General features: G+C 58.6%; 14 protein-coding genes. 4 read left to right on the top strand and 10 right to left on the bottom strand.

Translation table 11 applies throughout. From position 1 onward, the window contains the following. Window positions 1–8 precede the first annotated feature (8 nt). Window positions 9–455: a GNAT family N-acetyltransferase gene (locus BT116_RS25370; protein ID WP_072348097.1), complete on the bottom strand. Its 447-nt coding sequence runs from the start codon at window positions 453–455 to the stop codon at window positions 9–11. Window positions 456–457: 2 nt separating this feature from the next. After that, complete coding sequence (locus BT116_RS25365; RefSeq protein ID WP_072348095.1) at window positions 458–1,099, bottom strand: FMN-binding negative transcriptional regulator; 642 nt, start codon at window positions 1,097–1,099, stop codon at window positions 458–460. 100 nt (window positions 1,100–1,199) lie between these two features. Between BT116_RS25365 and BT116_RS25360 the strand changes: the two genes are divergently transcribed. Next, complete coding sequence (locus tag BT116_RS25360) at window positions 1,200–2,747, top strand: MocR-like pyridoxine biosynthesis transcription factor PdxR (RefSeq protein WP_072348092.1); 1,548 nt, start codon at window positions 1,200–1,202, stop codon at window positions 2,745–2,747. A 34-nt stretch (window positions 2,748–2,781) separates the two neighbouring features. On the opposite strand, the gene BT116_RS25355 is transcribed toward BT116_RS25360, so the two are convergent. The 8 genes from BT116_RS25355 to BT116_RS25320 form a co-directional block, all read right to left on the bottom strand. Beyond that, window positions 2,782–7,383, bottom strand: a complete 4,602-nt coding sequence (locus BT116_RS25355) for a dermonecrotic toxin domain-containing protein (protein WP_072348090.1) — start codon at window positions 7,381–7,383, stop codon at window positions 2,782–2,784. A 171-nt stretch (window positions 7,384–7,554) separates the two neighbouring features. After that, window positions 7,555–8,655 (bottom strand): polyamine ABC transporter substrate-binding protein, encoded by a 1,101-nt coding sequence (locus BT116_RS25350; RefSeq protein WP_072348088.1) that lies wholly within the window; start codon window positions 8,653–8,655, stop codon window positions 7,555–7,557. Between the two features lie 11 nt (window positions 8,656–8,666). After that, window positions 8,667–9,698, bottom strand: coding sequence for a histone deacetylase family protein (locus tag BT116_RS25345; RefSeq protein ID WP_072348086.1), 1,032 nt, complete (start codon window positions 9,696–9,698; stop codon window positions 8,667–8,669). A 280-nt stretch (window positions 9,699–9,978) separates the two neighbouring features. Beyond that, window positions 9,979–10,545 carry a hypothetical protein gene (locus BT116_RS25340; RefSeq protein WP_072348084.1) on the bottom strand — a complete coding sequence of 189 codons (567 nt, stop codon included), beginning with the start codon at window positions 10,543–10,545 and terminating at the stop codon, window positions 9,979–9,981. 351 nt (window positions 10,546–10,896) lie between these two features. Next, complete coding sequence (locus tag BT116_RS25335; protein WP_072348082.1) at window positions 10,897–13,077, bottom strand: lipase family protein; 2,181 nt, start codon at window positions 13,075–13,077, stop codon at window positions 10,897–10,899. A 12-nt stretch (window positions 13,078–13,089) separates the two neighbouring features. Further along, a complete protein-coding gene (locus BT116_RS25330) occupies window positions 13,090–13,860 on the bottom strand; it encodes a hypothetical protein (RefSeq protein ID WP_072348080.1) in 771 nt (256 codons plus the stop codon). Continuing rightward, window positions 13,857–14,711 carry a DUF4123 domain-containing protein gene (locus BT116_RS25325; protein WP_072348078.1) on the bottom strand — a complete coding sequence of 285 codons (855 nt, stop codon included), beginning with the start codon at window positions 14,709–14,711 and terminating at the stop codon, window positions 13,857–13,859. The genes BT116_RS25330 and BT116_RS25325 overlap by 4 nt, the downstream gene beginning before the upstream one ends. Further along, complete coding sequence (locus BT116_RS25320; protein ID WP_072348076.1) at window positions 14,708–16,771, bottom strand: type VI secretion system Vgr family protein; 2,064 nt, start codon at window positions 16,769–16,771, stop codon at window positions 14,708–14,710. The genes BT116_RS25325 and BT116_RS25320 overlap by 4 nt, the downstream gene beginning before the upstream one ends. Before the next feature lie 429 nt (window positions 16,772–17,200). On the opposite strand from BT116_RS25320, the gene tssA reads away from it, so the two are divergent. The 3 genes from tssA to tssC are packed head-to-tail and all read left to right on the top strand — an operon-like array spanning window position 17,201 to window position 20,794. Next, the gene (tssA, locus tag BT116_RS25315; RefSeq protein WP_072348074.1) at window positions 17,201–18,757 is read left to right on the top strand and encodes a type VI secretion system protein TssA; all 1,557 of its coding nucleotides are present in this window, start codon (window positions 17,201–17,203) and stop codon (window positions 18,755–18,757) included. Between the two features lie 32 nt (window positions 18,758–18,789). Continuing rightward, a complete protein-coding gene (gene tssB, locus BT116_RS25310; protein WP_072348072.1) occupies window positions 18,790–19,293 on the top strand; it encodes a type VI secretion system contractile sheath small subunit in 504 nt (167 codons plus the stop codon). A gap of 25 nt (window positions 19,294–19,318) precedes the next feature. Then, window positions 19,319–20,794, top strand: coding sequence for a type VI secretion system contractile sheath large subunit (gene tssC / locus BT116_RS25305; protein ID WP_072348069.1), 1,476 nt, complete (start codon window positions 19,319–19,321; stop codon window positions 20,792–20,794). Window position 20,795 lies beyond the last annotated feature (1 nt).

The raw sequence follows: 20,795 nt of genomic DNA, 5'->3' as shown, positions 1-20,795 counted from the left end.
TGCGCTCCTTACAGGGCTTTGCGAAATTGGATGTAGCCTGGACGCTCGGCGATGCGCTCGTAGAGCTGGATCGCGGTGGCGTTGGTTTCGTGGGTCAACCAGTGCACCTTGCAGCAACCATCGGCCTTGGCCGTGCGGTAGACGAACTCGATGAGCTGGCGACCGACACCGGTGCCACGGCTCTGCTCCGTCACCAGCAAATCTTGCAGGTAGCAGGAGTTTTCGATGCTCCAGTTCGAGCGATGGTAGATGAAATGCACCAGGCCCACCGCCGTGTCGCCATTCCATGCCAGGGCGCCGTGGGTTGGCTCGCGGTCGTCGAGTAAACGCTGCCAGGTGCTTTGGCTGACCGCGTCCGGCAGTTCGGTGTTGTAGAACCGCAGGTAGGCTTGCCACAACGGCAGCCACGCGGCGTGATCGTCTGCGCTGACGAGGCGGATTTCAATCTGGCTCATATTCACTCCTTGGACGATGGATCAGGCACCAGCCGCGCGAGCATCTGGTCCTGTGGGTCGAGGCTGGCGGCGAGGCCGTTGCGCACGCCAGCGACATCCGCCGGGCTGCGGTTCTGGCTGAGCTTGCACTTGCCTTCCAGGCGCTGGATCGGCAGGGCGAAACCGACAATAGCCTTGAGCATGCTGTCGATGTACTCGGCTGGCGCATCGTCGATTGTCCACGGCTGGGCGCGACCGCTTTCGTGGCGATCGGTGAGGGCGCCGACCAGGTTGCGCAGACGATGAGGGTCGCTGAACACCTCGGCCGTGCCGTAGGCGTGCACCGCCACGTAGTTCCAGGTCGGCACGACTTTGCCGTGTTCGGCCTTGCTGGGGTAGAAACCCGGGCTCACGTAGGCATCGGCTCCGGCGAAGATCACCAAGGCTTCGGCGCCGGCTTGCAGGTCGCGCCATTGTGGATTGGCCCGGGCCATGTGCCCGTAAAGGCTGCCATTGGGGCCTTGCTGGGTGTCCAGCAACAGCGGCAAGTGGCTGGCCAGCAAGCCGTGTTCACCCTGAGTGATCAATACGGCCAGACGGCAATCATTCATCATGCCATGCAGTTGGGGCAGGTCTTCGACGGCAAAGGCTTTCGGGTTGTACATGACGATTTTCCTTGGCGAATGGGAGCATCCTAGGCAGGCTATTGGTCTGTTGTAAGAGCCACTTATGACCAATTCGATAGGTCCATTTGCGAGGATCATCATGAACACCGCCGTGCCACCCCTGTCGTTCAACCCTGCCGGAATCGAACTGGACCGCCGTCAGGGGCTCAGTCGTCAGCTGTATCAGGCGTTACGCGCGCGAGTATTGGACGGGCGCCTGGCCAGTGGCACGCGTCTGCCCGCCAGCCGTGACCTGGCAGCGGCCTTGGCGATTTCCCGCAACAGCGTGGTGCGGGCTTACGACCAGCTCTATGCCGAGGGCTTCATCGAAGGGCGCGTGGGCGATGGGACTTATGTGGCGAAACTGTCTTCGACGACACTGCAGCTGAAAAACATATCCACAAAAGTATCCACAGGGTTTTCAACAGGCTTACCCACAGACTTATCCACAGATTGGCTCGATTTACCTGTAGGCCCATCCAGTAAAGTTATCCACAGCGGTGCCTTGAACCGTGTCGAAAAACACCATTTGCCCCAGCCGCCCAGTGGCCCGCCCAAGGCGTTTCGAGTCGGGGTTCCGGCGTTCGATTTGTTCCCATTCGACGTCTGGGCCAAGCTGAATGCGGCTTTCTGGCGCAAGCCGGATCTGCAGCAACTGTGTTACGGCGACGCGCAAGGTGACGCGCGCTTGCGCGGCCTGATCGCGGCCTACCTGCGCAGCTCCCGTGGCCTGCACTGCGCCGCTGAACAAATTGTGATCACCAGCGGCGCGCAACAGGGCATCAGCCTTTGTGCACAGCTGTTGGTGGACCCCGGCGACGTCGTGGCTGTGGAAAACCCGGGTTATCGCGCCGCCGGGCATGCGTTTGCCGTCGCCGGTGCCGACGTCAGAGGCGTACCGGTAGACGGTGACGGTCTGGACTGCACGGTGCTCGGCTCGTTGAATGACTGTCGGCTGGCCTATGTCACCCCTTCGCATCAATACCCGACCGGGGTGGTCATGAGCCTGCCGAGGCGACTGGAACTGCTGGACTGGGCCGAGCGCAATAACGGCTGGATAGTCGAGGACGACTATGACGGTGAATATCGCTACAGCGGTGCGCCGCTGGCACCCTTGGCGGCACTGGATCGCCAGGGCCGAGTGCTCTACGTCGGCACGTTCGGCAAAGTGGCGTTCCCGGCCCTGCGCCTGGGCTATCTGGTATTGCCACCTGGCTTGGTCAATGCTTTCGCCCGCCGCCGCGCGGTGGATGTGCGCCATTCGGAAGTCAGCACCCAAGCGGTGATGGCCGAGTTCATGGCCGCCGGACATTTCCAGCGGCACATCCGGCGCATGCGCCGCGCTGCGCTGGTCCGGCGTGACGCGCTGTTGGCCGGTTGGCCGAAATCGTTGAACGGCGTCGGCGCCATGCCCACGGTCGTCGCCGGATTGCACGTCACGGTGCCGGTGGACAACATCGAGCGCGAGCGCGAGCTGATCGCCCGGGCCACCGAAGTCGGCGTCGAGGTCAATGGCTTGAGCAGCTACTGGTTGCCTGCCACTACCCCAACGCAGGTACGGGCGGGGCTGGTGCTGGGGTTTGCGGCGGTCCCGCCAGCGACGATCGATGCCGCGCTGGCGCGTCTGGCGAAGGCCTGGCAGACATGAGTGCCGGGCATCGACAGACGCCTGGCTTTGTCCGTCACGACAGTCGTTTTGGAAAGAACACCTCCTTGGCCTGGTCCACGGCGATTTCGCTGCGGTAAAGATCGATCAGTTGCCGCTGGGTCAATTCCTTGGTCGAGTCCGCGGCCCGGCCCAGGCTGACTTGTTCCGGTGTTTTCAAACGCGCCGACAGATAAGCATGGGCAGGCGCCCAGTCAGTGGAATAACGGAAGTCGGCGAACCACAGCGTTTTGTTCTCTTTCAGGTCCGTGATCTCGTACCGGTCCAGATAGCCATAAACAGGACCTCTGAGGCGTTGCCGGTTCTTTTGCCGAATGATGGAAATCTGGTTCCGGCTTTTAAGCCATATCAAGCCACTCATGGTCGGTGGCCGTTGTTTGATGATCTTGAGGATGCCTTCGAACCCTTCCTCATAAAGGGTCTTGGACGCCTGCTTGAGTGCTTTGCGGGTGGACTCGGCCAACTGCCGGTCCTGGGCCGACACACCCACCGTTTCGTTAGAGGCATTGTCCAGCGCCTTGGTGATCGCCACGGCGACTTTCTCCATGCGGCCTGCGTGTGCGTTCAGAATCATCCCGATGCCGGTGGGTGATCGACTGGGTTTGTTGGCGTATTCCTGGATTTGCGTCTTGAACGCTGCCAGCCCGTCAATCAGGGTCTTGCCCTTGGTGATGCTGGTTGCCAACGCAGGAACGGGCGCCGGCGCTTCGGCGATGACGTGAGGTACCCACTCACCAGTTTCCTTGCGATGAAACGTGGCAATGATTTTTTCTGAAAGCGGGTTTTTCACATCGACCCAGCCCGTCTCTTCCTTGGTTTTCGAGAGCCGGGGTTCGCCACTGACCAGACCCCAGAAACGCGCCCTGATGAACTTTTTCCGAGGCCGGGGGCGCTGCTCGTACGGGTTGCCGAGGCTGCGCCGGTTGCTTCGCTCATCGAGGGCCCAGGCCAGGTGACGGACTGCGCGTTTCTTGGTCTGGCCAATCTGCTTTATCAGTCGATTGAGTTCTGCCGGGCGCACACTGGCCTTATATTCATCGCCCAGGTATTCGAGATGTTCTTCGATGGCGGTGAACTGTTCCGTCAGGCTGCCGAATGCATCGATCTGTTCGTCCAGCCTGATCACACTTCGCTCCTCGATGGCGTCGTGCAGGCTTTGGAACGCAACCGTAATGTTATCGACCACTTGGTTGAGATCTGCCCACCCCTCAGGCACGGTGTGGATGCTGTCGAGCGACAGGCAGAGGTGGCGATACATGTCCAACTGGATCAGGCGGATCGCATCGCTTTTGTAGGCCGGCATTTTCCCGCGGTGCTGGCGCAGGAATTCAAAGCCTTCGCGCCCCTGCTTCTTGAGTCGGTAGAAGCGGGTTTCCATGTAATCCAGGCGCTCGATCATGTCGTCACCGACCCGGATCATGGCATCGGCAGCATCGACGTGTTGCTGCTCGACTTCCTCGATCGTCGAAGTGGCCATGTCCAGGGCTTCTCTCAGGGCGGGGGTGAAGCGAGCCTTCAGCGCGTCTATTTCCTCGAACGTGAAATTGATCTGCGCGTTCAAGTAGCCGAGTCGGACTTGAGGCGCGTCGGGCCTTGATTGAAAGACCGGCCATTCGGTCAGGATCTTCAACGCTTCTTCGTAGCTTTCCCGTTGCGTCTTCAACGTACTCAAATAGATGATGCGTTTGAGCTCCTTGGCAGAGCCGGACGCCTTACCCAGCTCCTTGGCATCCATGGTCAGCAACTTCTGGCCTTCGATTTTCTTTTCTTCGAAGCGAGTCAACTGGGCCAGCAGCTGAGTGCCACGGCGCCTGGCATCGGCGATAACCTCCTGCCGGGCACCTTTCGATCCGCTACCGCGCAGACGCAGGCGCGTGTCGACATGCCATTCGCCGTGGGCATGGCGCATCAGCGCCGGCCCTGGGTGGGAGGGGTCTTTTTCGTCGACGATGGACACATGGTCCCCTTCCACCTTTACCTTGAACCACTTGTCGGCCATTTTGGCGAACCAGTCATCGCCCTGTTGGTAGAGGCCCTTGAGCGGGCCTTCGCTTTTGAGCTGTTCGGCGTGCTCGGGCTTGTTGACGCTCAAGGGCCTGAGCAGCTTGGCATGCTCGCCGGACTTGCCCGCCAAGGCGCCACTGGAATGAATGGTGTCGTAGTGCTCGGCGGGCAGCCTGGTGTCCTTGGGCGGTATGAATTGTTCGATGATGGGCGCAGGCTTGGCCAGTTTTTCCAGCTCGGGCACGACCTGGGGGGCTTCTGTCAGGCGGCTGCCAGTATTCTCCCGGGCGCGCTCGATGGCGTGTGCGGTAATCGCCATGGCCATGTTCAGCAACAGGTCGACAAACGCTTCCCATGTGGCCTGGCTGTCGGTTTCTTCGTCGCCTTGTGTCATCGTTTCAACGTCGTCGAGGATTTGCCAAAGCCAGATGGCGGTGCCTGCCGCAGCCCCGAGGTAGGGCAGGGCCAGGTTGAAAATCAACCAACTGGCCTGTTTGAAGGTTGCCCAGCGGTTCTCGCTATTGGACACAGACTGACGGTCAGCGAGGGCGGTCAGGGCCTCGGCATTGGACCTGAACAACCGCGGCAGAAAATCCGCCCCCAGAGTCTGGTTGCTCAAGCTGACGGGGGCGCTGTTGGTCCACGAAGAGAAGGGGTCGGTGGCGAATTCGACGATCATCCAGGGCGAGGGGATCGGCCCGGAAAAGAGGTATCGGCTGTAGTTCTCGCGTACTCCGTCGGGCAGCCAGGCCAGCACCGATTGACGCAAGGAGGGTGTCTGCCGGATGGCGTAGATCAGATTGCTCGGCGTCGGATACTGGCACAGCTGCGGTTCCAGCAGCGGGCGATAGAGCACGCAGGGGCCTGCATCGAAATCCTGCGGACCGATCACGAACATGTTGGTCACGACGTCCCCCGCAGTGCCATGGGACTGGCCGGAGACGAAAGCCAGCTCGCGCATGACGATCGTCTGTCCGTCGACCTTGCGCTCGGCTTCGTCGGTCTCCATCACGGCGGCGATGTAACGGTAGCCGCGCTCGTCGATGTTGCAATCGCCGCGAATCTTGCTCTCCAGCGCCAGCATGGGTAACTGGATGCGTAGCTGAGCCGTGTAGAGATTTTCCCGGCGGGTCGATTCGACGGTATCGCCCAGTAGCTTGCTCTTGACCAGTTCGGGATAAACGCGACCGATGTCGACCTTGGTCACCAGATTTTCGACGTAATCGACCGTCATCCATCCGGGCAGCTTGTCGCCGTCGAGAGACCTGACCACTTTGTCGCCAAGGGGCAGCGCAATCAGGTTCTGTAGCGCCAGGTCGACGAGGTTGAGCCGCGTGATCTCGATTTTGCCGGGAACAACGAAGGTGCCCCAGACGACGGGGCTGCGGATTTGCAGTTCGATCCGTTGTGGGTCGAGCGTAGCGGCGTCGGCATGCTCCGATTGCATCTGCTGTTTCAACGCGTTCAGCGCATAGTGTTTGATGGGGGGAATATCGTCCAGGTAGGTCTTGCCGGCATGGGAGCTGCTCAGCGCGGACAGGTTCTTCATGTGTTGGGCGAACAGGATCTGGTCGGACGTCGATGCTTGCTGGAGCCAGTCAGGCATCTGCTTCTCGTACCAGACCGCATCAGGACCGGTGTCGGTCCGTGTGCCTCTGAGCGCGGGCTGCTCGTTGTCGTCGGCCATGAACCCTTTCAGGATCTCGGGAGAGCCCAGGATCTGTATCTGGGTGGCAATCAAGCCGCAGGCCTTGTGATCGAAAATGTTGCCTTCGGGCTCAAAGAAGCGCCACTGGATCTTCTTGCCCTCCACGTTGCCCAGATGATCAGGCAGGGTCTGCTCGAATGCTTGCAGCGAGTCGAACTTCTCGTAGCTGCGACGCAGCGAGTAGGCGAGGATGGTCTGTTTTTTGTCGACGGTTCCGATCAGCACCACCAGGGAGTTGTCGATCATGCGTGTCAACTTGTCGCCATCCACCTCATCGAAGTCGATCAGGTACGCATGGGTGTCATAAGGGTCGTTGGCCTTGCGGTCCTGCAGGTCGGGGTACAGGAACAGTTGCCTGGCCATGGCACAGTCGGAGTCCGTCCAGCCCTTGACCTGCTTAACGTCCCAGAGTCTGTGCAGCAGGCTGGAGAGCTCATGCCAGCGCGGCGGCGCGGTGCCGATCGTGGCGTTCCAGTACGCCAGTTGCTGTTCCTGGCAGGCGGACACCATCACGGGCGCGAGTTCATTGATCAGGCTGCCGATCTGAGCGATGCGCACCGGCAGGTGCACCTCGGGGGTTGTCAGTGGCAGGTGGGTCAGAAAGTGAAAGCCCTCTATCAGCAGCGTCGCATAGTCCTCATTCATCCGTGCCGCCAGCATGTTGCTGAGTGTCTGGTAACGCGTGGGCCGCTCAACGATCTGGCCGTCGACGATTTCCCAGTCCGGTTCACCGATCACAGTATTGTTCGGGTCCAGATGCAAATGGGGATAGAGCTTCTTGAGCGCACTGCGCAGAAGGGCGGCGGCTACCTCCGGCGAGGTCGGGCCGGCGAGCAACTGGTTGAGCACCGCATCGCCAACGCTGGCGTCGGGTGCGGCGGGTGTAGGGGTTACGGGTTGGGTCATCTGAGTCTCCCTGTCTCGCGATACATGGCATGCCCAAAGCCGAACGCTTCGGGAACGCCATGCTAGGGCGCGGCAAAACAGGGAGGGTGGTAACTATGTATAGGGCGCGGTGTCAGCCCGGGTGAGAGGCCACCCTATCCCCGGGCCAGACAAACCTCGCTACAGGCAGAGCTACTGGCCGGACTTGATCCGCGTCCAGGCCCGTGTCCGCGCCCGCTCGGCGTCCCTTGGCAACGGCTGCAAGGTATAGAGCGTGGTCATCGCCGCCTCGGTCGGGTACAGGTTGGGGTTGTTGCGGATCGCCGGGTCGACCATGTCCGTCGCGTCTTTGTTCGGGTTCGGATAGCCGACAAAATCACTGACCGGCGCGATCACCTGCGGTTGCAGCAAATAGTTGATGAAGGCGTAGGCGTCCCCTGGGTTGGCGGCGCCCTTGGGAATGGCGAGCATGTCGAACCAGATCGGCGCGCCTTCCTTGGGCAGGCGCATGTCCACCGTCACGCCGTTCTTGGCCTCCTTGGCGCGGTTGGCCGCCTGGGAGAAGCTGCCGGAATAACCCACCGCCACGCAGATGTCGCCGTTGGCGATGTCGGCCATGTACTTGGAGGAGTGGAAATAGGTGATGTGCGGGCGAATCTTCATCATCAGCGCTTCGGCCTTGGCGTAGTCCGCCGGCTTCTTGCTGTTGGGGTCCAGGCCCAGGTGCTGCAAGGCCAGGGGCAGGATCTCCGACGGTGAGTCGAGCAGCGCCACGCCGCACTGCTTGAGCTTGCTGATGTTCTCTTCCTTGAAGATCAGGTCCCAACTGTCCACCGGCGCGTTGTCGCCCAGGGCGGCCTTGACCTTGTCCGGGTTGAAGCCGATCAGGATGGTGCCGTACATGTAGGGCACGGCGAACTTGTTGCCCGGATCGTTGGCTTCGATCAGCTTCATCAGCTTGGGATCGAGGTGGTTCCAGTTCGGCAGCTTGCTGCGGTCCAGGGGCTGGAACACCCCGGCCTCGATCTGCTTGGCCAGGAACACGTTGGACGGCACCACCACGTCATAGCCGGAATTACCCGTCAGTAGCTTGGCCTCCAGGGCCTCGTTGGTGTCGAAGATGTCGTAGACCAGCTTGACCTGGCTGTTCTGGGCCTTGAAATCGTCCAGGGCCTTGGGCGTGATGTAGTCGAACCAGTTGTAGACGCGCAGGGTGCGCTCCTCGGCCTGGACAGCGCCGCAAAGCAGCGCGGCGCACACGGCTGGAGCCATAAAACGCTTGAGTCTATTCATGCTGTTGTTCCTCATGGGGCGCTTTGGAAACCTTCAAGAACGTTCACGGCATTGATGCCGATTTCTGCCACCGCGTAGCCGCCTTCCATCACGAACAGCGTCGGCTTGCCGAGCGCCGCGATGCGCTTGCCCATCGCCAGGTAATCCGGGCTGTCGAGCTTGAATTGCGAGATGGGGTCGTCCTTGAACGTGTCGACACCCAGGGACACGACGATGACATCGGCGTCGTAACCCCGGATTTGCCCGCAGGCCTGCTCCAGCGCCGCGCTCCAGGTGTCCCAACCCGAGCCGGCCGGCAAAGGGTAGTTGAAATTGAAGCCTTCGCCGTCTCCCTCGCCCTGCTCGTCGGCATACCCGAGGAAGAACGGAAACTCCGCCTCGGGGTGACCGTGGATCGAGGCGAACAACACGTCGCTGCGCTCATAGAAAATCGATTGGGTGCCGTTGCCGTGGTGGTAATCCACATCCAGGATCGCGACCTTCTGATGGCCCTGGTCGAGAAAGGCCTGGGCGGCGATGGCGGCGTTGTTCAAGTAGCAATAACCACCCATCAAATCGCCGGCGGCGTGGTGCCCCGGTGGGCGGCACAACGCAAAGGCACTGCGCGCGCCGCGCTGGATGTCCGCCTGAGCGGTGAGGGCCACTTGCGCGGCGCTGTAGGCCGCCTGCCAAGTACCGGCGGTAATCGGCGCACCGCCATCGAAGCTGTAATAACCCAACTGGCCGTGCAGGCTCGTGGGAATGACCGAACGCAGCGTTCGCGCCGGCCAGGTGAAGGGCAACAAATCACCTTCGCGGTTGTACTTGGCCCAGCGGTCCCAGGCGCCTTTGAAGAATTCCAGGTACGCCGCACTGTGGATGCGCTGGATCGGCCCCAGGCCAAAATCCTGCGGCGCCTCCACCGGCCCCAACCCCCGCGCCTTGACCCGCTCCAACACATGATCGGCCCGGGACGGCATCTCGAAGCAGGGCATCAATTGCCCATCCATCAACTCGCAGCGCCCGTGGTGCAGGTGGTGATCGTCTGAGTAGATCGTCAGCATTTTTTTGTTCTCCGCAAGGCTAGTCGGTTTGAACACAGTCTTGCGGCGCGCGGCGTTTCAGAGAACGGCAGGAGAGGCCAAAAGGGGATCGAAATGGCCAAAAGGTTTGACCGTAAATCGCCCCTTGTTGGCGCGGGCGTGCTCGGGGTTGGGGCATTGGGGCAGTTGGCTTGAGAGGTTTGGAAAAGTTGCAGCGAACAAGCGTGCTTAGGGGAAAGGAGAAGAGTAAATGAATGACCGGCCCCTCCGGAGAGACCGGCCATTCAGTGCATCTTTTCAATCATTGGGGCTTGATGGCGGGAAGCGAGAGGGCGGCACGAATTTCGTTCAAGGACTCGTAGAAGTCCTTGGTGATTCCGAACAGCCCTTTGCGAATCTCGTGAATCAGCGCCTCGTCTTTTTGCTTGGCGATCTCGATGAACAGGGCAAACGTCAAGGAGATGCCCCGTGGCAGTCGCATGTAACCCTTATTTACAAGCTGCTGGGCGCGCAGTTCAAGCAATGGGAGGTTCCCTTTAAACACGGCATCCATTTTATCGATGCTATCCAGCTTCAGTTTGGTGCTGAGGTAGCGGTCGTACTGGATGGTGTGCTCGCTTTCATACCACTCCGAAAGAATCTCGATTCCGAATTTTTTTGCCAGCTCGGCATCCATCGCCGAAACCAGCAAATTCGACCGGGCATAGGTGGAGATGTAGTTGTAAAACTCCCGCTCCAAGGTCTCAAGGATCAGGGCGTTTTTCGATTTGCCAAGGGTATTGGCAACGGCGGCGATGGTCTTGTCCAAGCTGCTGCTTAGATTGCGCAGCGTGTAGGAGACCGTTTCGGCCTTTTCAGCATCAGTCATGGGAATGATTCCGGTAACCCTCCTCGGAAGTCGAGGAGGTGAAACCATGCTCGCCTAAAAAAACCATTTGGTCAACTATGGTTAAAATTATTTTAAATGGTTCTTTTTGTGGGTTGTCGAATCTCGCGAGTTTGGGACATTATCCCCCGGCACGCAGCGCTGCATGAAGCCACACAGCGCAAAAGACCAAGTCGCTAACCATCCCGAGGTGTGCGCAGAACGGACACCCGCCGCCAACCTCCTGTGGGTGCGAGCTTGCTCGCGATGGCGGCATCACGTACCTCCCCGGCCTGAAGGCGTACGCAGTCCATTACCAGGAAGCTTGCTCCCACTCGGCGGAGCAATTGTCGATCAGATGATGGAATCGAGATCCAGCGTATAGGGTTTACCGATCGCATACCCATGGGCTCCGCGGATCAATTCACCGTCGTCATCCAGGGTTGGTGCCATCGCCAGTTGCTCTGCCACTCTGTTCTCCGGGTGTGCCTGCCAGCGGGCCAGGTTGTGTGCCAGTTGCTCGGGTTGTTCCACCAGGCTTCCGTAAACGTCTTTTTCGCTGACCGACGCGGTGCGCAGCGTCGCCAGGCGCGCGCGGGTGTTGTGCAGCTTGTCGACCTCACGGATGAGCGCAATGTTGATGGCGCTTTCGCTACGCCCATTAGGCGCGCGCCGTCCTGCCAGGTAGCGCTCTTCATCGCGCAACTGTTGGGTAATCCGTGTCAGCGCATGATCGATCCACTCATATTCGCGTTTTGTCGCCAATGTGCTTCCGCTTATCTGCGCTTCCTGCCAACGGCGCAAGGTCGCCCAGCAAGCGGGAATGTAGCTGGGGACCATGAAGTGATCACCGGTCTGGATGAGTTGGGTCAGTAAGGCCGGGCGGTCCGGCAAGCCATGTTTATGCTCGAGGGCCACTTCGCAGGCGGCGTGTTGGGTGATGGTGTCGCAATGGGGCATCCAGAGAATCGAAGACCGCTCCTTGCGATCGAACTCCACCGGCAGGAAGTGCCGCAAGATGCCGTGGTGTTCGTAGGGCTCGCCCGTCAGGTTGGTGATGCCCGCCACGAACACGGAAAGGCCGACCGGTACATTGGCGAACGTAAGGGCCAACCCTGTGCCATAAACACCGCTCTTGGTATTCATCCAACTGCCGGGGACGCTGGGTATCGGGTCGTTGTGGTTGACCATTCGGTAGTGCACCAGGGCTTCGGCGTTTTTTGTGAAGGTGGCGTCGGCGGCGCGGGGTGCGCCGTAGGTGTAGAGCTGGAGGGTGTAGTCGAAGCCCGCTCTGCGTCGCAGTATCTCCGAGAGCAACAGCGCCACGGCTCCTCCCAGGCTGTGCCCGCAAATCAGCAATTTTTGCCCCGCATGAAACCTGTCCAGATAGCTCGTCACGAAGGCTGCGGTTTTTTTGGCGGCGCCATAGAACCCTCGATGCACCCGGCCGACACCTTCTTCAAACGGCACCTGAAGCGCGTCCGCATCCCGCAGGAAGTCGGCGGACTGCTGGGTGCCACGTACTGCGATCAGGACCAATTCGTCATTGTGGGTGATGTAGGCCTGGGTATCAGTGCCTTCTTCCTTATCGGTATCGTCGAGAAAATGGACTTTGGCCGGATGTTCCTGATGTACACCCAATTCCGGATCGTTGACCGCGTAGAGGGCCGGATCGAACGGTACGATCTCCAAGCGTTTGGAGTAGGGCACGTCCTCATACAGAGGGTAATAGGGTTTTGTCTGCTCCGGATAGAACTCCCCGAGTTCTTCGAACTTGGCCAATGCGTCCGCGAACCAGTTGCCCACGCTTGGTTGCTCGGTGAAGCTCACCGGCGTTTTTATCGGAGCCTTGTCAGGTGTCTGGCCGAAGGGGCAATAGGTCAGGGTCGACATGAGCGCCAATTGATACAAGTTCAGCGCACAGAATTCGGGGGAGGTGGACAGCATGGGACGCAAGGCGCGTAATGGGCGAACTTCCAGCACCGTGTGTTTTTGTGGCATCAACGCTAAGCCGAGCTTGCCATGTTCGCCCATCAGCCGTGCCGGTCCTGCAGGAAGTGGGTAATGGCGGTACACCTCGGGCGGCAAATGCGCGACATGCTTGACCAGGTGCCGTACTTCCACTTGGAAAAAATCGTCTGCACAGGCTTGTGCGGGATTTTCCCGGGTGCGTGTGGCGTTTGGGTTCAGGTAGCGGGTTTGCTCGGCGCGGACTTGTAGTTCGGTGATTTGGAGGGGGTAGTGGGGTCTTGTTTGTAGAAATGAGTAGATATCTTCAAACCCCTGATACTTCTGAGCAAAAAGCAGGACAATCGGTCCCGCATGGTGGTTGGTAACCTTGCCAACACCCATGATATCCAGATTGCCAGGGTATCCTTGTCCTTCTGAATCGGTAGCGACATAAGCCAGCCCTGCATAAGGCTCGCCAGAGCCAAACTCATCGACGAGCTGAAAACTGCTCCACCTACCCCCCATAGGGCAGGTCAGGTTGCGATGGCTCAGCCGTGACTCCAATTCTTTTTGCAATGACGTCATACGCGAATCTCCTTATTCCGTACAATCGGGGTAAATAGTGCATTTCTGTCCGTCGGGCATTTGAAAATCGCTGAAGTCCTGGTAATTGCCATAACAAAATGCGTATGGGTCCTCAAAGTGTTTGCCCATGCAGCGTTTCCAACCGTTAGGCACCTTCACCCAAGTGTCTCCAATGGCGGGTCTTTCCTCGTCCGCCAATTTGATCTTCATCCTCACGGCCTTACCCGGTAGTTGATCAAGGGTGTACGCCGAGAAAGGACGCCCATGTCCAAGCTCGCCCTGTGGGTTGGTTTTTTTGCAGTCGAGGATTTTTACGATGCGTCGTTTGGGCCCAGCAGTACGGAACAACCACTGGCATTGGCCATAGAAAGTACTTTCACCCGCTTCGCTGAACGTGCCTTTGTATTGCGCTTCCAGCTCATCGCGAATCACGACGTTGGCTGAATCTTGACTGATATCCCCCCAGTCCTTGCCATAGGCGGAGTTGATTTCGAGCTCGATGCGATTGATCACCAGTGGGCAACCCATACGGGTTCGGCGAATAATGATTTCGGAATCAGCTTTGTATGCCTTGCGCCACTCCCTATTGAACACCGGCGCTTTGTTATACCGGGTCTCGACGGTGCAGGTTTCGCCTGGGGCGGGCACGTAGTACACCGCCGCCTGGTAGGCAAAGTCAGGCGGCAAATCTGCCGTAAAAGTAAACGTGTTCGGCTGTGTGTTGGCACAACCTGCCGTCATCGCCAGGCCGCTCAAACTTGCAATGCACAAAGCCTGTTTCATGGCGGCGTATCTCCCTGCCAAAACGCTGCCGTCAGGCGCACCCGTTCAAAATGCTCGTCGGGGCTTTCAGCTGAACGTACTTGCCAGTACGGCGCTAGCGCCTGGGCGGGTGTTTGCAGGCGCTGGGTCAGTAAAAACTCCAACTGCTCGGGCGCCTGCCAGTGCCAGGCCTCGGCCTGATCAAGCGTGGCACGCAACCACGCCACCGGGTCCTGGTGCTCGGCAAGGGAGGCGAAGGCCTCGACATGCTCGGCCAACAGGAAGCGGCGGGCATTGAGGAGGCGCGTCTGCATCGCTTGCTGCGGAGTAACAGGCACCTGCAGCCAAAGCGGCGAATCGGGTAGCGGATATGCCCCCGGAGCCGGGTTATAGGTGCTTGCCCAGCAAGTGCCCCGCCAATAGCAGACACTGATCGCTGGCCCGAGATAGGCCGGATAGGCTTCAACGGGCAGGTGCTTGAGCGCCCGGGCCAAGACCCGGTTGTCATGGAAGCGGTACAGCGCCTGATGGGGGCGCTCTCCGATGATCAGCCGTTCACGCCAGTGTTCCACCAACGTTGGCAGGCCCTCTTTGGGAAGGCTGGCGAGCCATCCCCAGCGGCTGTCCGGCCGGTCGATCAATTCATTGATGTGTTCGTCGCCGGGCCGATCGAAGATGAAGACAAAGGGGCCGGCGTCAGCGAGGTCGGAGACCAGCGTTTGGCTGTACACGCTCAGGTACTGGTCGGGGCGACTGTTCTTGAGCAATGCCTGTCGCGTGTGGTGCTCATTTTCTGAGTCCAGGACGACACACAGGGTGTGGCCGAGGCGTTGTTGTTCGATCAACCATTGATGGGGGAGTGAGCGAGTCATGCGGCGGCGATTTCCATTGGGCAGAGGCCCTCGCGGCAGGCCTCGCAGATCGGACAAAAGTCCAATCCCGCTGCTTTGCTGGCCGTTATCAGAGCGCGTTGAGTGGGGGCGAGTATTGGGGCTGGAGCCGCCAAGGGATCCGTCAAGCCAGGCGTGAATGATGAAGCGGTAGCGCTGGCCATGGGGGCGCCACCGAGCTGGATTTCACTGCTGCTGTAGATACCGCTGTGGTTGATCAGGATGTGCTGGCCCCCGGCTTTCAAACTGAGGGATGCACCTGCTTCAACGACTACATGAGCGCCAGCCTTGATATGGATTTGCTGCCCGGCTTCGACGGCCAGTGTCTGATCGACACAGGTATGGCGGTTGGCGACGCGCAGGTAGTCATTGCCTTCGACCTGGACCATACGGTCGGCGGCGGTGGTCCGATGTTCCTCGGCGTGCAGGACGGTGATGCTGTTGCCCCTGACGGTTTCCCGCCGCTCATTGCCAATCTCCAGTCGGCTGTCGTTTTCGATCTTCTGTTCCATGTCGCGCTGGGCCCGCAGATAGATCAGCTCCTGGCCAGCGCGGTCTTCCAGGTGCAGCTCGTTGAAGCCTTTATTGCCCGGCGAGCTGCAAGAACGAAATACGGTGCGGGTCTTGTGCGCAGGCAACGGGTAGGGCGTAGCGTTGGCGCTGTTGGTCAGGCATCCACTGATCAAGGGCTTGTCGGGATCACCTTCAATGAAGGTTACCAGCACCTCCATGCCCACCCGCGGAATCGTGACGCCTCCGTAGCGGTTGCCCGCCCAATTGGAGGCGACTCGTAACCAACAGCTGCTGCCGTCGTTGAAGTCCCCCGTCCGATCCCAGAAAAACCTGACTTTGACCCGGCCATACAGGTCGCAGTGAATCTCTTCACCCTTGGGCCCCGTGACGATTGCCGTCTGGCTGCCCCATACACGTGGCTTTTGGTAAACCCGTTGTGAACGAAAAGTCGCATCCCAAGGCGTGGCAACGAAGTGATTGCGATAGCCCTGATTGAAGTGATCTGCAGTCCTGCCAGTGTCGCTGGGGGTGATTTCCTCCAGCACCTGCGGCTGTTTGCCTTCGTGATGCACTTCGGTCAGGAGCCATAGATCATTCCATTCCTGACGAGGGTGCCCGCTCAATGTCAGGAAGTGCCCCGTCGTCAGTGCCGGCTGATCACTCTTTCCTTCGGCCTGGCGGTAGTCGATGCGATGGCGTTCCAGGGCTCGCCGGCTCAATAACCTGCCGCGTTTTTCCTGGGTAAAGTCGCCCGGATAATCATAGGCCTCCAAGTCTGGTCGGATTTTTTCGATGCCGGGCTGACAGCTGCTCTCCAGCAGGAATGTCGACTTCTTGAAATCGTAATCACGGCGCGTGACGCGGCTGGTCCGGGTCTCCAGTCGCAGGCCAAATCGATGGATAACCGGCTCGTCGTCAACCATGCCGCTGCCGTGTTTATAAACGGTGCGGTGCTCGAGTCGGGGAAATACGGTCTGGTCATCACCAAATACCAGATGATGGCCCGATTCACTGTGCTGGAAATGATAATGCAGGCCTTCTTCGTGACACAGGCGCTCAATGAAGTGCAAGTCGGATTCTCGATACTGCACGCAGTAGTCACGAGGCGAATAACCTGCACTTAACTGGAAGCGATGGGCGTCGGTGAGAATACCGTGCTCCTTGAGGATCGATGTGATGATCTGCGGCACACTGACGTGTTGAAAAATGCGCTGGTTGGTGCGGTGTTCCAAGTAAGCCAATCGTGGAACCAGTCTTATCTTGTAATGCGTCAAGCGTTTTACGGTATCTCCTTGTACAACACGATAGATCAGCCCGTGAACACCGCTTCCCCGTTTGTTGAATGCAAGAAATGCCTGCTGGTTTAACAAGCATTCCAAGTCTATATCGCTTTGCTCGCTGACGAGTTCGATATCAAACGAATAAGGTGTGCTAATGGCTTCGCAGCCTTCGAAGGCTAACACTTGGAGGTCATGTTCGAGTTCAGGAATTGTGAGATGAAAGTTTCGCAAATCAGAAGTGTGGAACATTCGCAGGTCCTTGGGCGTTGGCTTTGACTCCTGATCACATTGAAGCAGTCTTGATGGGGAAACGTGCAGAGACTCGTAAAAAAAGAAAAGGATGTAGGAGTTCTCTTTGCAGCAAGTAGGGACTTGAGAATGAAATGATTTGAAGTGATTTTAGTTGGGTCGATGGAGTTTGGAACTTGACAGAAAAAAATTTGCATTGGGGGTTTCAGTATGGCTAATTTTTTTGAAAAAAAAGGAAAGATCCTACTTTTTTATTTTTAAAGCTTTGGCATTCTTCGCTGCGTTCCGCTGGTTGGGGGTGTGAGTTTTGAGTTGTGCCGGATTGCATTTGGTGAAACTTCCTACAAGCGAAATCGAATATTTACCTTGAGTAACCATGTTGCCAAAACTGCCCATGTCAAAAACTGAATTTTCTTAACAGGGTCGTGAATGTCGTATTCCGGAAAGCTGTCCGCCCATTATCTGGCTCTCGCCAAAACGCCCATCTCCAAAGAGGGTTTTGCGGGTGCGGACGTGCGTTTTTCGAATGAATACGAGGCGTTGGAAAGCGAGCTGGGCAAAGCCCAGTCGATGCACGAAAGCGGCCAGGTCGACTGGCTGAAGATCCGTGAAGGAAGTGAAGCGCTACTGCGTAGCCAGTCGAAGGACTTGCGGGTGGCGGCCTGGTTGGTTTGGGCGCTGTATCAGCGCGAGTCTTTCCAAGGGCTGCTGGCAGGTCTCTGTCTTTTGCACCACTTGTGTAAAAACCATTGGCCTGACATTCATCCGATCAAAAATCGAACCCGTGCCGCCAGCATCAATTGGTTGGTGCCTCGCCTGGAGCAGGCGTTGGGTGATGACATTGCGATCAAGGAGCAACTGCCGCTCTTCCGCCATCTGACAGAGCAACTTGAAGGGCTCGATACCGTTTGCACCGCCCACTTGGGTGATGACGCGCCTCTGCTGCTCCCGTTGTGTCGGCGCCTCAACACGATGATCCAGCGTGCCACTGACAACCTGCCGCAGGCGGGTGCCATTGGGACGGTAGTGGCTCAGGTGAAGCAAGTTGCTAGCCAACTGCTCATGCCTGGTGCTCCGATTGAAAACGAAAAAGAAGCCCACAAGGCCCTGCGTGCCCAGCAGGAGAACGCGGGGTCGTTATGCAACTGGTGGCTCAAACAAAAAGCTACCGACGTTCGGGCCCTGCGCCTGAATCGTACGTTGACCTGGCTGACCATTGACGTCATGCCCGAGCGCAACGCCGAGCAGATCACGCAGCTGCGTGGGGTGCCGGCGGACAAACTCAAGACTTATCAGGACAGTCTCCACCAAGGCGATTACGCGAACCTGTTGGTGGAGATCGAGGCCAGCCTGGCGAAGGCTCCGTTCTGGCTCGACGGTCAGCGGCTTGCCTGGGAGTGCTTACAAGGGTTGAACGCCGAGTTGGCCATGGGTGAAGTGGAGGTTCATTTCGCGCTATTCATCCAGCGCCTGCCGGGGGTTATCGAATTGCGCTGGCATGACGGTACGCCGTTCGCCGATCCCGCCACGCGGGCGTGGATAGCGTCCCAGGTCATGCCTCACCTGCAAAAACCTGGCACGGCGCCCGAAATCGATACCACCCACAACGATGCGCCTTGGGAACTGACGCTGGAAGAGGCCCAGTCGATCCTGTCCACGGATGGCCTCAAACCCGCCGTCCAGTTACTCAAGCAAGGCATGCAAAACGCTCGTGGGGCACGCGAGTGTTTCCTCTGGCGGTTCGCGATGGCTCGCTTGTGCTTCTCGGCGAGGAAATACGAACTCGCGAAAGTCCAGCTCGAGGTCCTCGACCAGACATTGCAACACGCCGGCCTGAATACCTGGGAGCCCACTCTGGAGTTACAGGTGCTGCATTTGTTGCACAGCTGCTGCGAGTTATTGCCTCAGAACCACGTCATACGCGAGTGCAAGGAAGAGACCTATCGCAGGTTGTGTCACCTCGACCTGGAACGGGTCATTGAATAGGCCTTCGGGTCCAAAATTGTCAGGAGAAAGTCATGGCCAAAGAAGGCTCGATCGCCCCCAAGGAACGCATCAACGTCACCTTCAAACCTGCCACCGGCGGTGCCCAGGAAGAAATTGAACTGCCGTTGAAACTGTTGGCGATCGGTGATTACACCCACCGCAGGGATGAACGCAAGATCGAGGATCGCAAGCCGATTGGCATCGACAAGATGACCTTCGACGAAGTGTTGGCCAAGCAGGAGCTGAACCTGACCCTCAGCGTACCGAATCGTCTCCAGGAAGAAAGCGAAACTGAAGAGCTGGCAGTACAGCTGCGTGTGAACTCGATGAAGGATTTCAACCCGGCGAGCCTGGTCGAGCAAGTGCCGGAGCTCAGCAAACTGATGGAGTTGCGTGACGCCCTGGTGGCGCTCAAAGGGCCACTGGGTAACGCGCCAGCGTTCCGCAAGGCCATCGAAGGCGTACTCGGCAATGACGATTCCCGCCGCCGCGTACTGGATGAGCTGGGTCTGAACTCCGCAGCGAAGAACGCTTGATTATTTCAGCCAAGGAAGCCGAGACATGAGTACTCATGCCCTACAGCAGCAAAGCCCGGACAACGCTGATTACAGCATTCTTGAGAACATCATCGCCCAGACTCGCCTGACCCCGGACGATGACGCCTACGACATTGCCAGGCGAGGCGTGTCTGCGTTCATCGAAGAGTTGCTCAAGCCGCAAAACAGCGGCGAGCCGGTCAAGAAGGCCATGGTTGATCGCATGATCGCCGAGATCGACGCCAAGCTCAGTCGCCAGATGGACGAAATCCTCCACCACCCACAGTTCCAGGCCTTGGAGTCGGCATGGCGCGGTTTGCAGTTGCTGGTGGACCGCACCAACTTCCGCGAAAACATCAAGATAGAAATGCTCAACGTCTCCAAGGACGATTTGCTGGACGACTTCGAGGATTCGCCAGAAGTCATGCAGTCAGGCCTTTACAAGCATATCTACACCGCTGAATACGGTCAGTTTGGTGGGCAGCCGGTGGGTGCGGTCATCGCTAACTACTTCATGTCGCCAAGCTCGCCGGACGTGAAGTTGATGCAGTACGTGTCCAGTGTCGCCTGCATGTCCCATGCGCCGTTCATCGCCGCGGCCGGTCCGACATTCTTTGGTCTGGAAAGCTTTACTGGCCTGCCGGACCTCAAGGACTTGAAGGACCACTTCGAAGGTCCGCAGTTCGCCAAGTGGCAGAGCTTCCGTCAATCGGAAGATGCTCGCTATTTTGGTCTGACCGTACCGCGCTTCTTGTTGCGCACCCCCTATGATCCGCAAGAGAATCCGGTCAAGTCATTCGTCTACAAGGAAACCGTTGCCAATAGCCACGAGCACTACTTGTGGGGTAATACGGCATACGCGTTCGGTACAAGGCTGACCGACAGCTTTGCCAAATTCCGCTGGTGCCCGAATATCGTTGGCCCCCAAAGCGGTGGCGCGGTTGAAGACCTGCCGTTGCACCACTTCCAAAGCATGGGTGAGATCGAAACCAAGATCCCGACCGAAGTGCTGGTGTCCGACCGACGCGAATACGAATTGGCCGAGGAAGGCTTCATCTCCCTGACCATGCGCAAAGGTAGTGACAATGCCGCGTTTTTCTCCGCCAGTTCCGTGCAGAAGCCGAAGTTCTTTGGTAACGGCGCCGAGGACAAGCATGCCGAGCTGAATTACAAGCTTGGCACCCAGTTGCCCTACATGATGATCGTCAATCGACTGGCTCACTACTTGAAGGTTCTGCAGCGCGAGCAACTGGGGTCATGGAAGGAGCGCACGGACCTGGAGCGTGAACTCAACAACTGGATCCGCCAATACGTGGCCGACCAGGAGAACCCCAGCGCCGAAGTTCGTGGTCGCCGTCCGCTGCGTGCAGCGAAGATCATTGTCAGCGACGTTGAAGGTGAACCAGGTTGGTATCGCGTAGGCCTGAACGTACGGCCTCACTTCAAGTACATGGGGGCCGATTTCACGCTGTCGTTGGTGGGCAAGCTGGACAAGGCATAGG

Origin of the sequence: Pseudomonas sp. NFACC16-2, from assembly GCF_900119205.1 — a bacterium.
In the GTDB taxonomy this organism is placed as follows: Bacteria; Pseudomonadota; Gammaproteobacteria; order Pseudomonadales; family Pseudomonadaceae; genus Aquipseudomonas; species Aquipseudomonas fluorescens_Q.
The sequence above is the reverse complement of the archived record's forward strand: the minus strand, read 5'-3'. Positions and strand labels throughout refer to the sequence as shown.